The following is a 13,431-nucleotide window of genomic DNA, read 5'->3' on the forward strand; positions in this document are numbered from 1 at the left end:
ATAGGATGCGATCGATCCTGCTGGCAGCCGCACTGCTCATGGCCGCGCCCGCCGCGGCGCAGGCGCCGGCGCTGCAATCCACCACCGACGCGTTCGATACATTCGCGACGTCCACGACGACGATGCCGCCTGCGGAGCGCGTAAGGGCGTTCCGCGACAGGTTCGATGCGCTGGTACCGGGCTTTTACGAGCCGCGCTTCGGGGCGACCGAGGCGCAGTATGATGCGCGGGTGCAGAAGGCGCTCGAGGACTATCCGGCGGCGCGCGACAAGTTCCTCGCCGTCGCAAAGAGCTTCTCGGCGGCCTATGCCACCGCGACCACGCGCTTTCGCACCTTCTTCCCCGACTACGCGCCCGACATGCCGGTCTATCTGGTGCACTCGCTAAACGAGATGGACGGCGGCACGCGCGAGCTGCGCGGCAAGACGGTCGCGATCTTCGGCGCGGATGTGATCGCGAAGATCCACGATCCCGCATCGATCGGACCGTTCCTCGACCATGAGATGTTCCATTTCCACCACGCGAAATACTTCCCGGATTGCCCGGCGCTGTGGTGCTCGCTGTGGCAGGAAGGGCTGGCGGTCTATGTCGCGTCGCGGATGAACCCGGGTGCGGACGACCGTGCGCTGCTGCTCACCGTCCCGCGGCCGATCCGGCCCGAGGTGGAGCCGAGGCTGGCGGCGGCGATGTGCCTCCTCCGGGGCAGGCTCGCATCGACCGATCAGGACGATTACGCGATGTTCTTCTTCGGCAAGGGCGGCAAGGCGCAGGCCGGCTGGCCGCCGCGCTTCGGCTATTATCTGGGCTATGTGCTGGCGAAGCAGCTGGGGGAGTGCATGTCGCTCGATGCGCTCGCCAGGCTGCCGCCGGAGCAGGTGAAGGCGAAGCTGGAAGCGGCGCTGGCGAGCTATCGCTGCTGACCGTGCCGGGGGCCGGCACGGCCAACATCGGGCCTCAGGCCTTCTTCATCGCCGCATCCGCGCTCCACGCACCGCCGCCGGCGGCTGCGAGGTAGAGGAAGATGAAGCAGTAGAGCAGGATCGTCTCGCCGCCGTTCACCAGCGGGAAGAATTTCGCGCCCATGCCCGCATGCGCCATGAAATAGCCCACCGCGCACATGCCGGAGGCGATGAACGCGACCGGGCGGGTGAACAGGCCGATCACCAGCAGCGCGCCGGCGACGAGCTCGATCGTGCCCGATGCCAGCAGGATCGGCGGCATCGGCGAGGGGAACGGCATCGGCGACGGCGGAAAGCCGAAGAACTTGCTCAGGCCGTGCTGCAGGAATGCGAGGCCCGCGACGATGCGCAGCACGCTGAGCAGCTTGTCGGACCAGGTGGCGGGAATGGGCATGAACGTCTCTCCTCACGGCCACGCCCCAAGCGCGCCGTTTCGAGGCTGAAATGTTTCATCTCATGTCCCGCCGGTCAACCGACGCCCCGGAAACCGTATGTTTCCGGTCGCAGGCTTCAGGCCGTGAAGCGCTTGGTGAAGCCCTTGGCGTGCTTGTCGCCCGACGTCTGGAAGGCCTCGACATGGTCGACCACCGCCATCGGCGGCCCCTCCCGAAGCGCCTCAGTAAGCGAGACGAGCACTTCGTCATCGCCCTCCGCGAGCAGCTCCACGCGTCCGTCGTTGAGGTTGCGAACCCATCCCTTCACGCCAAGCTGCTTGGCAAGGCGAACCGCCCAGTCGCGATAGCCGACACGCTGCACGCGCCCCGACACCAGAATACGCTGTGCCGTCATATATCCCCACGCTCTTTTACCCGGCCGGCGTCCCTCGCGGCCTGTCACAACTCTATCATTTTGAAGATGCGAGGGAATCAGCCCAGGGTGCGGCTCGTCGCGCCTTAGGGGTAGGTGATCGCAATCACTTCATATTCGCGCTCTCCGGCGGGGAGCATCACGCGCCTGAGGTCGCTGATCGCGGCACCGCGCAGCGCACGCGCAATCGGCGAATTCCAGCCGACCAGCCCCTTGCCGGCATCGGCCTCGTCATCGCCGACCAGCGTGAGCGTGCGGTGATTGTCGTCCTCATCGGCGATCTGGACGGTGGCGCCGAAATAGACGCGGCTGCGGTCTTCCTGCTGGGCAGGGTCGACGACCTTGGCTGCCTTCATCCGCTTCGACAGCCAGCCCAGCCGCCGGTCGATCTCGCGCAGCCGCTTGCGGCCGTAGATGTAATCGCCATTCTCCGAGCGATCGCCATTGCCCGCGGCCCAGGAGATCGTCTCGACCAGGGCGGGGCGCTCGGTGCCGAAGAGATTGTCGTATTCGGCCTTGAGCACGGCGTAGCCGGTGGGGGTGATGTAGTTGGGGCGGTCCACAAATAGTGCTGTAGCAGCCGGGCGTTCGATGTGAAAAGGAATTGGGCTTGGCCGCGCTGTCCGGTAGACAGGGCCAACAGGGCATATTGTTCGCCGTAGCGGCGCCAGGAATTTGGGAGCGGACCGAGGAACTGGCCAAGGGGGGTGTATGATCCATCATCGGCATATTCGCGATGTTCGTATCATGAAGGCAGGATATTGGCGCGCACGCTCCAACCTATCCTTGCGCCTCTGTGGCAGCATTGTCGCTGCGAGCGCGGCAGCCTATTCGCCCGCTGCCTTTGCGCAATGCGTCGCGCCCAACCCCGCCGCGCCGAACAACGTGGTCTGTTCCGGGACCAACACCACCCCGCAGACCGTTACCAGCACCGCGCCCGATGTCACCACGGCGCCGGGCTTTTCGGTCACGGCGAGCGGAACCGGGCTCGGGATCACCGCGGCTGCCGGCGGCGCATCCTATACCGATGCGAACGCATCGTCGCTGACGTCCGGCACCATCGCGTTGCAGGTCGACGTCTCCGGTACCGGCCCGCTGCGCGTCGACGTCAATGGCGCGATCAGGGGCGGCTCGGATGGCATCCTCACGAATAATTTCGGTTCGGGTGCAACCAATGTCGTGACGCGGGGAGCGGTGACTGCGACCGATGCCGATGCGATCACCTTGCTCAACGGCGGCGATGCTACCGACGTCAGCCTGCGGACCGAGGGCGCGGTCTACGGCCAGCATTACGGCATCACGATATTGCGGTTCGGGGCGGGTTCCGGGGTTGGCACCTTCAACCTAACGGCGCTTGGCGACGTGGTCGGCGAGTTTCGAGACGGGATCGACGCCGTTACGGGTGCCGGCGCATCGGTGATGAATGTCTCCGTCAACAACGTCACCGGCGGCCTGTATGGCATGTTGCTCGCGAACAGCGGTACGGGCGCCACGACAGTGATCGCCACCGGGACGGTTATCGGGCAAGGCCTGGGTTCGCGGCAGGCCGGAATCTATATCGAGAATGCGGCGCCGACGACCGACTTAACGCTTCGGGCGGCAACGGTTGCGGGCGGCATGTACGGCATCGACGTGCGCCAGAACGGCACCGGGCGTACCGATATCGTGGCGGCCGGCCCCGTCACCAGCCATCGTTTCGGGATTGCGGGCATCAACGTGCTGATTGGCGCCAATGGCGGCGATGTGTCGGTTCAGGTCGCGCAGGTAAGCGGGCTGTCAGGCATGGCGGTGACCAACCAGGGCAGGGGCAGTACCACGGTGATCGCTACCGGACCGGTCCAGGCGCTGGGCGCGGGTACCGGCCTCGTTGCCTATAATCCGGGAGCCAATACCACCGATCTCACCGTGACGACCTCCGGCATCGTGACCGGCGGCAACACCGGCATCTTTGCGTCCAACCTGGGCACCGGGACCACTAGGGTAACGGCGGGCGCGGCCGTCACTGCGCAAATCGGGCCGGGTATCGATGCACGGGGTGTGGGTGCCTCCGGCGACCTTTTCGTCACTGCCACCGACACGTCCGGGGACTACGGCATTCGCGCGACCAGCGAGGGGCGCGGGCGCACGACGATCGTCTCCACTGGGCTTGCCGCGGGCGTGCAGGACGGCATCCGCGCGACCGCGCAACCCAGTTCGGTTGCGCCGGCACAGCCGGCAACGGCCGGCGCCATCGCCGTCACGGCCAACAATGCGACCGGCGCGAACAGCGGCATTGCCATCGACAATCGCGGCACGGTGGGCGCGTCGATCCAGGTGAACGGGACGGTGCAGGGCGGGGTGGCGGCGATTTATGCAACCAGCACCCCCACGCTGGGGCTCGCGATCGTCAACAACGGCACCCTCCGCAACGCGTCGGGTGCCAGCGCCAGCCAGGCGATCTTCGCAACGGGCGGGCCGGTGTCGATCGTCAACAACGGCACCCTGCTCGGCACGCTCAACCTTGCCGGTGCGGGCGGCGACGACAGCGTCGTGAACAACGGCCTGTTCGATTCCATCGGCGGCACCAGCAATTTCGGAGCGGGCAGCGATCGCCTGACGAATGCGGCAACGGGCACGATCCGGGCCGGCTTCGGCAATGCCGCGGAGACGACGACCTTCTCCGACCTCGAGCTGCTCAGCAACGCCGGCATGATCACCATGCGCGACGGCGCCGCGGGCGACAGGATCACCACTAGCGGCGCGGCGGTGTTCGCAGCGGGATCGCAGCTCGCCATCGATTTCGGTGGCGGTGCGGTCGATCTGCTGACGGCGGGCGGCGCGCTCACCATCCAGCCCGGCGCGGCGCTGACGGTCAACCAGGTCGGGCCCATGGCGCTTGGCGAGCGCTATGTCTTTCTCTCGGCTGCGGGCGGCATCACCGGCAGCTTCGCCTTCGAGCCTCGCTTCCAGAGCGCGTTTGTCGGCCTGCAGGTCGGCTACACCGCGACGACCGCCTACCTCGAATATGCGCAGCTGCGCGCTTTGGCGGCAGCCGGCCTGACCGGAAACCAGCGCGCGGTGGCGGCTGGGCTTGATTCGCTGCCGGCAACCAATGCCCTTCGGAATGCGACATTGCTGCTGCCGACCGACGCCGAGGCACGCGCCGCATTCGACAACCTCTCGGGTGAAATCCACCCGGACACGCGCACGGCGATGATCGAGGATAGTCGACTGCTTCGCAACGCGGTCCTGCGCCGGCTCGGTGCCCGGGAGAGCGGCGGCATATGGGGGCAGCTGACCGGCAATTGGGGCGAAACCGACCGGACTGCCGATGCGGCGCGCCTGCGGCGCCAGGCGAGCGGCGCCTTGCTCGGCGTGGACGTGGATGTGGCCGACGGGATCGGCTTGGGCATTGTCGGGGGCTATCTGGACGACAGCATCCGCGTGTCCGACCGGGCCAGCAGCGGGGCGATACGCAGTTTCCAGATCACGGCCTATCTGGGCGGCAGCGCAGGGAATTTCCAATTCGATGCCGGCGGTGGCTATGCGCATGTGGAAATCGCCACGCGGCGCCAGGTGGGCTTTCCGGGATATGCCGGTGGCCGCCTGAGTGCCGATTATAACGGGTCGATGTGGCACGGCTTCGGGTCGCTGGGGTATCGCGTGCCGCTCGGTGGGGGGCATGTGGAGCCCTTTGCCGGGATCGCGGTGCTGCGTGCCGAGACGGATGGCTTTGCCGAGCGCGGTGCGCCGGCCGCGGCGCTCACCGTGGCGCCAGGCCATGACAATGCGACGCTGTCGACCGCCGGCCTGCGGTTTCGTACCCCAGCCGTGGCGCGCCTTTCGTTCGACGGCGAATTGGGCTGGGCGCACGGTTTCGGCGAGCGGACCCCGGTCAATCGCCACGCCTTTGCCAGCGGCGCCGCCTTCGAAGTGATCGGCGTCTCTCGCTTCCGCAATTCGGCCTATGCGAATATCCGCGCGGCCTATCGGATCACCGACAGCGTGCGCCTCGATCTGTCCTATGACGGCGCGCTCGGGTCCGCAGGCCAGGACAATGGCGTGAGGGGCGGAATAGCCATCGCGTTCTAATGGCGCGGGGTGATCGCCGCGAAATCGATGCGCGAGGGTGGCGCTCAGCCCGGCCGGTTCTTGCCCAGATACCAGCTCGTATTCGCCGGCCCGCGCGAGCGGGCGCGTTCGGGGTTGAGCAGGTCATAGACCACCGCGTTCTCGATCACGCGCTGGACGTAGTTCTTGGTCTCGAAGATCGGAATCTGCTCGATCCACTGGACCATGTCGCCGCCCGGCAGGCGGGGATCGCCGTTCGCGCGGATCCACTTGTTCACATTGCCGGGACCGGCATTGTAGGCGGCGATCGCCAGCGGGTAGCTGCCGTAGAGATTGTACATCCGCTGGAAATAGGTCGAACCGAGCTGGATGTTGTAATCGGTGTTCGAGTTGAGCGAGCCCGGATCATAGCTCATGCCGAGCTTGGTCGAGACTTCGCGTGCCGTGCCCGGCATCAGCTGCATCAGCCCGCGCGCGCCGGCATGGCTGACCGCGTCGCGATCGAACTGGCTTTCCTGGCGGGCAATGGCGTGGACGATCGTCCAGTAATCCTGCTGCGAGGCGGGGACCGCGACCGTCGGATAGCCCGCGGCGGTATAGTCCGACAGGCCGTTCTGGAGCGCACTCTTGCCGACCAGCACGCCGAGATCGGGGCGGCCGATCGCGCGGCTCAGCTCGGCGGCGAGGATGTGATCGGTGTCGCTGGTCGCGTCATTGGCGATCTGGCGGATGAACAGGCCCTGGTCCTGGCGATTGCCCATCGTGCCGAGCAGCTGCGCGGCGCGGACGGTTTCCTTCTTGAAGAAAGCGTCGCGAACCGCCGGATCGCCGACGCGGGCGTTGAAGTCGGGCGGGCGCTTGAGCGGGTTGCCGAGATGCTCGGTGGCGAGCTGGCCGTAATAGACGTCGGGGAAGCCGGCGGCCTGCGTGAAATATTTGGTCGCGGTCGCCTGGTCGCCCGCCCTCTCGGCGGCGCGGCCGGCCCAGTAGAAGCCCTTGGACTGGGTAGTCGGCGTCTTCGAGCCATGGCCGTAGCGATCGAACATGCCGATCGCATCGCGGCTGCGGCCGAGATTGTTGAGCGCCACCGTGCCGGCGAGCCAGGTGAGGCTGGTATAATCGTCGCGTTCGCCGAGCGGCTGCTCGCTGATGTCGGTGCCCGCCGGGAAGGCGTCGTCGACCTGGCTGGCGATCTGATAGGCGAGGCTGAACTGCCCGTCCGACTGGGCACCGCGCGCCGCGGTCAGCAGCACTTCATACCATTCCTCGGCATCACCCGGGAACGACGCGAGCTGGCGCGGCTGGGCGAGATAGGCGCGCATTGCCGGGCTCTGGCCGGTGTCACGCAGCCATTGCGCGCGATCGGCGATGAAGCCCGGATTGGTCCGGCCAAGGGCAAGCGCGTTCGAACCCTTCAGATCGGCATCGGGCGCCTTGGTACGGAAGGCGACGCGCGCGTCGAACACCGGGCGCATCGCGGGCGAGACATAGGAAAGCTGGCGCTGCGCGGCGCTGAGCGAGCCGGCCCAGAGCAGCATGTCCATCCGCGCGTCATGATCCGCGGGCGTCAGCGCCGACGAGAAGCCGGCGAGGAGCGCGGTTTCGTCACGCGGACGCAGCACGCCGTGGCGCCAGGCGCGGCGGGCCTGCTCTTCGCCTTCGGCGCGGCGGCCCGAGGCGGCCAGCGCCTCGGCGTAGCGGGTGCGTCCGGCGGCGGTGAGGGGCGGAAAGCGCTCGAAGTAGCGGATGACCAGGCCGGGTGCCCAGGTGCCGCTTTCGAGCACGGTCTCGGCGGCGGCGCGGCGGCTCTTCTCGCCGGGCCAGCCGGGATGCATGAGCAGGAAATTGGCATAGTCGGAGAAGGGGAAATTATCCGACTGTTGCAGGCGCTTCCATTCGACGAGCGCATCGGAAAGCTGATCGGCCTGGATATAGGGCGGCGGCACGCGCGGTACCCCGGCTTCGAGCGCAACCTTGTACCACTGGATCTGCTCCTGGGTCAGCTGCGACGAAGCAGCGAGCCCGGAGACACCGGCGAACAGCAACGCGCTTTTGAACAGCGGAGCAAGCATACTGGACATGATACGCGTGTCGCCCCTATCTGCCAGCCCCGATTTCGGGAATTAAGGAAGATTCTGAGACCATGTTTTCGGGCTCCATTCCCGCGCTGGTGACGCCGTTCCGTAACGGCAACTTCGCGGAGGAAGATTATCGCGCGCTTGTTGAATGGCAGATTGCCGAGGGCTCTGCCGGGCTGGTGCCGTGCGGCACCACCGGCGAGGCCGCGACGATGCCCAAAGACGAGCATTTCGAAGTGGTCCGCATCTGCGTCGACCAGGCGAAAGGCCGTGTGCCGGTGCTCGCGGGCGCCGGATCGAACGACACTTTGGTCGCGGTCGAGAATGTGAAGGCGGCGCAGGCCGCCGGTGCCGACGCCGCGCTGATGGTCCCGCCTTATTACAACCGCCCGAGCCAGGAAGGCATCTTCCGCCACTTCGAAGCGGTGGCCGAGAAGACCGACCTGCCGATTGTGCTGTATAATGTGCCGGGCCGCACGGTGACCGACATCCAGCCGGGCACGATGGCGCGGATCGTCAAGGCGTTCCCGGGCAAGTTCCTGGGCGTGAAGGACGCGACGGGTGCGCTCGGCCGCGTGACCGAGCAGCGCGCCGGCTGCGGGGCGGACTTCATCCAGCTTTCGGGCAATGACGAGACCGCGCTCGCCTTCAACGCGATGGGCGGAACGGGGTGCATCTCGGTGAGCGCGAACGTGGCGCCGAAGCTGTGCGCCGAGTTCCAGGCCGCCTGGGCTTCTGGCGACACCGCCAGGGCGCTCGCGCTGCACGACCGTCTCTACCCGCTGCATCTGGCGATGTTCACCGATGCCTCGCCGGGGCCGGTGAAATACGCGATGACCAAGGTGCGTCCGGGCTTCCCCGAGGAGCTGCGCCTGCCGATGACGCCGGCGAGCGAGGCGAGCCGGGTCGCGGTGGATGCGGCGCTGGCGCATGCTGGGCTGATCTAGGCTTCGTCACCCTGAACTTGTTTCAGGGTCCAACTATCGGCGAGCGCCAGACAAGAGGTTCTGGCGTATTCGCCTGATGCGCGTTGGATGCTGAAACAAATTCAGCATGACGGGGGTCAGGTCCGCTGCTCGCCGCCCGAATAATAGGTCGGCACCGGGCCCTTGATCCACGCATTCTCGCGGAACCACTTGGTGACGATGTACTTCGTCCCCTCGATCACGCGCATGCCCTCGTGGAGCGTGTCGTAATTGGGGGTGCCGTCTTCCTGCATGTTGTTCCAGATCAGCATCATGCCCTTTTTGGGCTTGAAGCGGACGCCGGCGCGCGGGAACCAGGTGGCGCCGCCTTCCTCGACATCGTTGAGATAGACCATCGCGGTCCAGGTGCGCTGGCCGCCGGTCTCGACCATGCGCTCCCAATATTCCGCGTTCTCGTGGAAATAGTCGCAATGCGCGCGGAACTGCTGGCCGGGCTCGTAGCGCTGGCCCTGCAGCGTCTCGGCATTGACCGGCGGGATGCCGAGCGTGTGGGCAATGCGATCGTCGATCGGCCAGATCTCTTCGGACCAGCGATCGAGATCGGTCGAGCTGCTGGTGCGGAACTCGGGATCCTCGTGCATGGCGAGCAGGGTTGAGGGGCGCGCGGCGTCGTCGATCAGGCGGACGAGCATCGCGCATTCTTCATCGCTGAAGAAGTTCGGATAGGTAAACATCTGCGCCGCCTCGACCTTGGCGCGCTTGACCTCCGGATTGGCCTCCAGCTTGGCCACCACCTCCCGCGCCATCCGCGCACGGACGGGCGAGGGGGATCCCGATACTCTGCCGATATTCTTGCTCACAATGGGCCAATTCGCGCCTGACGGGAGGAAAAGCAAGAGGCCCGGTCCATGGCGGACCGGGCCTCCCGTTTCTGGCAAGATGCGGGCTGCTTACCAGAAGATGTCGTAGATCGTGTCGACCACTTCACCCGTCTCGACGTCCACCAGCAGCGCGTCGTTGTAATAGCGCACCCAGCGATACGGGCCGTAGGCCTCCGGGAGACGGTAGTAATAGGGATCGTTGATCCAGTATTGCGACGAGAACAGGATCGAGTTCAGCGTGAAGCCGATCCCGAAGCGGCGATAGCCATAGCCCCAGCCCGACGGCGCGTAATAGCGCGGCAGGCGATAGGCGCTGCGGTTCGAGCTGCGATAGCTGCGCCAGTCATAGCGGCTGTTGGTGCGCCAGCTGTTGTTCCAGCGCCCGCTGTTGCTGCCGTTCCAGCCGCGGTTGTTGTCATAGCCGCGGTTGCTGCCGTTGCGGTTCCAGTCCGAGCGGCCGTCGTTGCGGTTGCGGTCGTTCCAGCCCGAATTGCCGCGATTCCACTGGCCGTTGCTGCTGCTGCCGCGATTGTCATTGCGGTTCCAGTCCTGGCGGGTGCTGCTGCTGCTGCTCTGGCCGCCACGGTTCCACTGGCTGCCGTTGCTGCTGCCACGGTTGCCGCTCCAGCTGCGCTGGGGCTGAGCCTGTGCCTGCGGCGCCGCCTGGGGCTGCGCGACCTGCTGGCTCGGGCGCTGGCCGCGGTTCCAGCCGCCGCCGCTGTTGCCGCCGCCGTTCCAGCTGCGCTGGGGCTGGGCCTGCTGCTGCGGCTGTGCCGACTGCTGCTGGCCGCCGCCACGGTTCCAGCCGCCGCCATTGCCGCCGCGATTCTGCGGAGCAGGCTGCGAGGCGCCCGAATTGCTGCCGCCACGGCCGCCGCCGTCGCCGCGATGCCCACGGTCCTGCGCCAGTGCCGGCGGGACCAGGGCTGTTGCGGCGATGATCGCCGCTAGCAAGGTCTTCTTCATTATGTGTCTCCGCTGGGACCGGCACGATGCCGGGCTCTGAAGGTAAACATCCTTTAAAGCCCGGTGGCTGACACGACCCTGAATTCGACTGTCAGCTTATTGAAAGCATTTGAAACATTAGGGTTCCGGCGTGCTGGGTGCATCCTGTCCGGCCACCGGTTCGGGCGCGTCGCCGCGGGTGATGCGGGCGGCGTCCTGGATCGCGTCGATCAGCCGCGGATAGATGCCACAGCGGCAGATATTGGGGATCGCGTCCTTGATGTCCTGCTCGCTCGGATTGCGGTTGGTGCGCAGCAGCGTCGAGGCGGCCATGACCACGCCGGGGATGCAATAGCCGCATTGCGGCACGTTGGCCGCGATCAGCGCCTGCTGGACGGGATGGCTGCGATCCTTGGACAGGCCCTCGATCGTGGTGACGAACGTGCCCTCGAGCGCACCGATCGTTTCCTGGCAGGCGAGGCGGGCGGTGCCGTCCACATCGACCGTGCAGGCGCCGCAATCGCCGGTGCCGCAGCCATATTTGGTGCCGGTGAGGTTCGAGGCATCACGCAGCGCCCAAAGGAGCGGCGTGCGCGGATCCATCTTGTAGGCGACCGGCTGGTTGTTGACGGTGAAGCGAGTCATGCGGGAGGTGTAGCGGGAAACGCGGTGTTTCCGAAACCGCCATTGTGCCGGGCCGTGCGCCACGCGACATCAGCCGCATGACACTTCCCACGCTCTTCATTCCGCACGGCGGCGGCCCCTGCTTCTTCATGGACCCGAACGGCGGCCCTCCGGACCCGATGTGGCAGTCCATGCAGGCCTATCTCGCCGGGCTGATCGACTCGCTGCCCGAGAAGCCCAAGGCGATCCTGCTCGTCTCGGGGCATTGGGAGGAGGACCAGGTCACCGTCCATAGCGGCAACGGCCAGCCCTTGCTGTTCGACTATTATGGCTTCCCCGAGCACACTTATCGCCTGCGCTGGGATGCGCCGGGTTCTCCGCAAGTCGCGGCCCGAGTGAAGGCGTTGCTCGAAGGCGCGGGTTTCCCGGTGGGCGAGGAGGCAGAGCGGGGCTGGGATCACGGGGTGTTCATCCCGATGATGGTCGCGGTGCCGGGGGCGGATATTCCGCTCGTCCAGCTCTCGTTGCGCAAGGATCTCGATCCTGCCGACCATATCGCGCTCGGCAAGGCGCTGGCGCCGCTGCGCAATGAAGGTGTGCTGATCGTCGGTTCGGGCATGAGCTTCCACAATTTGCGCGCCCGTGGTCCGCAGGTGACGCCGATCGCTGACGAGTGGGACGATGCGCTTACCGCGGCGGTGACCGACGCCGATCCGGCGCGGCGTGCCGAGCGGGTGGCTGCCTGGGACCAGCTCCCGCACGCGCACTTCGCCCATCCGCGCGAGGAGCACCTCCTGCCGCTGATGGTCGCGCTCGGCGCGGGTGGCGACGGGCCGGCGGTGCGCGATTACCGCGACCATGTGCTGGGGTGGACGGTGAGCGGGTACCGGTTCGGCTGACAAGTTAGTCCACTTCGGACCCACCTTCGTCACCCCGGCCTTGTGCCGGGGTCCACCGGCCCGCACACAATGCCGCCCGCGATGGACCGCACACCCTGCGTCTACATCCTGGCCAACCGTTACAACGGTGCGGTGTATGTCGGCGTGACGTCGAACCTGCTCGGTCGGATACGCCAGCATCGCGAAGGTACTTTCGACGGGCATACCAAGCGGCTCGGAATCAAGCGGCTGGTCTATTTCGAAATAGGCGAGAGCATGGAAGGCGCCATCGCTCGGGAAAAGCAGCTCAAGCGCTATCGGCGAGATTGGAAACGGAACCTGATCGAGCGGCAGAATCCGATGTGGAATGACCTTGCGGTGGGTTTTGGGCTGGAACCTCTGCCGGTATGACGCGTGGCGCGGTGGGCCCCGGCACAAGGCCGGGGTGACGGTTTAGGTGCTTGGCGCGACTATTCCCGCCAGCTCTTGTCCGTCCGGTCGACCAGCCGCACCATCGCTGCGAAGTCGGCCGCGCCCGGGCCTCCCGGTACCTGCGCCATGTGGAGGTCGCGCTGGTGCACGGCGACCACCTCGTCGGACACCACCAGCGGCTCGCCCATGCTTGCTGTCGCGATCTGGATCTCGCAGGCGCGCTGGAGCGACCAGTGCTTGATGAACGCCTCGGGCAACGTCCGCCCCATCACCAGGATGCCGTGGTTCTTGAGCAGCATCACGCGCTTGTCGCCCAGATGCTCCAACAGCCGTTCGCCTTCCTCGTCGCGGACGGTCACGCCCTCGAAGTCGTGATAGGCGATCTGGCCGGCGAAGCTGCAGGCGTAGAAGTTGGTCGGGCGCAGGCCGCCCTCGACCGACGCCACGGCCATGCCCGCGGTGGTGTGGGTGTGGGCGATGCAGTGCGCGTCGGGCAGATGGCGGTGGAACAGCGCGTGCTGGACGAAGCCGGCGCGGTTCACCGGATAGGGCGAGTCGTCGAGCTTGTTGCCGTCGATGTCGATCTTGACGAGGTTCGATGCCTTCACTTCACTGAAGTGCAGCCCGAACGGGTTGATCAGGAACGCGCCTTCCTCCCCCGGGATCTTCAGCGTGATGTGGTTGTAGATCATCTCGGACCAGCCGAGCATGTCGAACACGCGGTAGCAGGCGGCGAGCTGCTGGCGGGCCTCCCACTCGGCTTCGGTCATTTGCGAGTTTTTGAGCGCGGTGGCCATGTAACCTCTCCCAAGGCTTTTTCGTTTTTCGGGTATGCCACGCACCGGCCGCCC

General features: G+C 66.4%; 13 protein-coding genes. 5 read left to right on the forward strand and 8 right to left on the reverse strand.

The window, feature by feature from the left end; all coding sequences use genetic code 11:
* Nucleotides 1-5: 5 nt before the first annotated feature.
* Nucleotides 6-920 carry a hypothetical protein gene (locus tag HZY97_RS03370; RefSeq protein WP_180140563.1) on the forward strand — a complete coding sequence of 305 codons (915 nt, stop codon included), beginning with the start codon at nucleotides 6-8 and terminating at the stop codon, nucleotides 918-920.
* Nucleotides 921-954: 34 nt separating this feature from the next.
* Here HZY97_RS03370 and HZY97_RS03375 read toward each other — a convergent pair whose 3' ends face one another.
* From HZY97_RS03375 to greB, 3 genes are all read right to left on the reverse strand, one after another.
* Complete coding sequence (locus tag HZY97_RS03375; RefSeq protein ID WP_180140565.1) at nucleotides 955-1,353, reverse strand: DoxX family protein; 399 nt, start codon at nucleotides 1,351-1,353, stop codon at nucleotides 955-957.
* Nucleotides 1,354-1,469: 116 nt separating this feature from the next.
* The gene (locus HZY97_RS03380; RefSeq protein ID WP_180140567.1) at nucleotides 1,470-1,748 is read right to left on the reverse strand and encodes an acylphosphatase; all 279 of its coding nucleotides are present in this window, start codon (nucleotides 1,746-1,748) and stop codon (nucleotides 1,470-1,472) included.
* A gap of 104 nt (nucleotides 1,749-1,852) precedes the next feature.
* The gene (gene greB, locus HZY97_RS03385) at nucleotides 1,853-2,329 is read right to left on the reverse strand and encodes a transcription elongation factor GreB (protein WP_180140569.1); all 477 of its coding nucleotides are present in this window, start codon (nucleotides 2,327-2,329) and stop codon (nucleotides 1,853-1,855) included.
* A 184-nt stretch (nucleotides 2,330-2,513) separates the two neighbouring features.
* On the opposite strand from greB, the gene HZY97_RS03390 reads away from it, so the two are divergent.
* On the forward strand, nucleotides 2,514-5,837 hold the full coding sequence (locus tag HZY97_RS03390; RefSeq protein WP_180140571.1) for an autotransporter domain-containing protein: 3,324 nt from the start codon (nucleotides 2,514-2,516) through the stop codon (nucleotides 5,835-5,837).
* 44 nt (nucleotides 5,838-5,881) lie between these two features.
* Here HZY97_RS03390 and HZY97_RS03395 read toward each other — a convergent pair whose 3' ends face one another.
* On the reverse strand, nucleotides 5,882-7,888 hold the full coding sequence (locus tag HZY97_RS03395; protein WP_180141636.1) for a lytic transglycosylase domain-containing protein: 2,007 nt from the start codon (nucleotides 7,886-7,888) through the stop codon (nucleotides 5,882-5,884).
* Between the two features lie 71 nt (nucleotides 7,889-7,959).
* On the opposite strand from HZY97_RS03395, the gene dapA reads away from it, so the two are divergent.
* On the forward strand, nucleotides 7,960-8,841 hold the full coding sequence (gene dapA, locus HZY97_RS03400) for a 4-hydroxy-tetrahydrodipicolinate synthase (protein ID WP_180140573.1): 882 nt from the start codon (nucleotides 7,960-7,962) through the stop codon (nucleotides 8,839-8,841).
* 116 nt (nucleotides 8,842-8,957) lie between these two features.
* Here the strand turns inward: dapA and HZY97_RS03405 are convergent, their stop codons facing one another.
* From HZY97_RS03405 to HZY97_RS03415, 3 genes are all read right to left on the reverse strand, one after another.
* Nucleotides 8,958-9,680 (reverse strand): prolyl hydroxylase family protein, encoded by a 723-nt coding sequence (locus HZY97_RS03405; protein ID WP_373684280.1) that lies wholly within the window; start codon nucleotides 9,678-9,680, stop codon nucleotides 8,958-8,960.
* A 90-nt stretch (nucleotides 9,681-9,770) separates the two neighbouring features.
* On the reverse strand, nucleotides 9,771-10,667 hold the full coding sequence (locus HZY97_RS03410; protein WP_180140575.1) for an RcnB family protein: 897 nt from the start codon (nucleotides 10,665-10,667) through the stop codon (nucleotides 9,771-9,773).
* Nucleotides 10,668-10,784: 117 nt separating this feature from the next.
* Nucleotides 10,785-11,291: a (2Fe-2S)-binding protein gene (locus HZY97_RS03415; RefSeq protein WP_180140577.1), complete on the reverse strand. Its 507-nt coding sequence runs from the start codon at nucleotides 11,289-11,291 to the stop codon at nucleotides 10,785-10,787.
* A gap of 77 nt (nucleotides 11,292-11,368) precedes the next feature.
* Between HZY97_RS03415 and HZY97_RS03420 the strand changes: the two genes are divergently transcribed.
* On the forward strand, nucleotides 11,369-12,169 hold the full coding sequence (locus HZY97_RS03420; protein WP_180140579.1) for a class III extradiol ring-cleavage dioxygenase: 801 nt from the start codon (nucleotides 11,369-11,371) through the stop codon (nucleotides 12,167-12,169).
* A gap of 81 nt (nucleotides 12,170-12,250) precedes the next feature.
* The gene (locus HZY97_RS03425; protein WP_180140581.1) at nucleotides 12,251-12,559 is read left to right on the forward strand and encodes a GIY-YIG nuclease family protein; all 309 of its coding nucleotides are present in this window, start codon (nucleotides 12,251-12,253) and stop codon (nucleotides 12,557-12,559) included.
* Between the two features lie 59 nt (nucleotides 12,560-12,618).
* Here the strand turns inward: HZY97_RS03425 and HZY97_RS03430 are convergent, their stop codons facing one another.
* Nucleotides 12,619-13,377 carry a class II aldolase/adducin family protein gene (locus HZY97_RS03430; protein WP_180140583.1) on the reverse strand — a complete coding sequence of 253 codons (759 nt, stop codon included), beginning with the start codon at nucleotides 13,375-13,377 and terminating at the stop codon, nucleotides 12,619-12,621.
* Between the last annotated feature and the right edge of the window lie 54 nt (nucleotides 13,378-13,431).

This window comes from Sphingomonas sp. R-74633 (assembly GCF_013416555.1).
GTDB lineage: Bacteria > Pseudomonadota > Alphaproteobacteria > Sphingomonadales > Sphingomonadaceae > Sphingomonas.

Coding starts and splice junctions, on each gene's coding strand:
- HZY97_RS03395 (WP_180141636.1), bottom strand. CDS start 7,888: ATGCTTGCTCCGCTGTTCAAAAGCGCGTTGCTGTTCGCCGGTGTCTCC.
- HZY97_RS03425 (WP_180140581.1), top strand. CDS start 12,251: ATGGACCGCACACCCTGCGTCTACATCCTGGCCAACCGTTACAACGGT.
- HZY97_RS03375 (WP_180140565.1), bottom strand. CDS start 1,353: ATGCCCATTCCCGCCACCTGGTCCGACAAGCTGCTCAGCGTGCTGCGC.
- HZY97_RS03380 (WP_180140567.1), bottom strand. CDS start 1,748: ATGACGGCACAGCGTATTCTGGTGTCGGGGCGCGTGCAGCGTGTCGGC.
- HZY97_RS03410 (WP_180140575.1), bottom strand. CDS start 10,667: ATGAAGAAGACCTTGCTAGCGGCGATCATCGCCGCAACAGCCCTGGTC.
- HZY97_RS03420 (WP_180140579.1), top strand. CDS start 11,369: ATGACACTTCCCACGCTCTTCATTCCGCACGGCGGCGGCCCCTGCTTC.
- HZY97_RS03430 (WP_180140583.1), bottom strand. CDS start 13,377: ATGGCCACCGCGCTCAAAAACTCGCAAATGACCGAAGCCGAGTGGGAG.
- HZY97_RS03390 (WP_180140571.1), top strand. CDS start 2,514: ATGAAGGCAGGATATTGGCGCGCACGCTCCAACCTATCCTTGCGCCTC.
- HZY97_RS03370 (WP_180140563.1), top strand. CDS start 6: ATGCGATCGATCCTGCTGGCAGCCGCACTGCTCATGGCCGCGCCCGCC.
- dapA (WP_180140573.1), top strand. CDS start 7,960: ATGTTTTCGGGCTCCATTCCCGCGCTGGTGACGCCGTTCCGTAACGGC.
- HZY97_RS03415 (WP_180140577.1), bottom strand. CDS start 11,291: ATGACTCGCTTCACCGTCAACAACCAGCCGGTCGCCTACAAGATGGAT.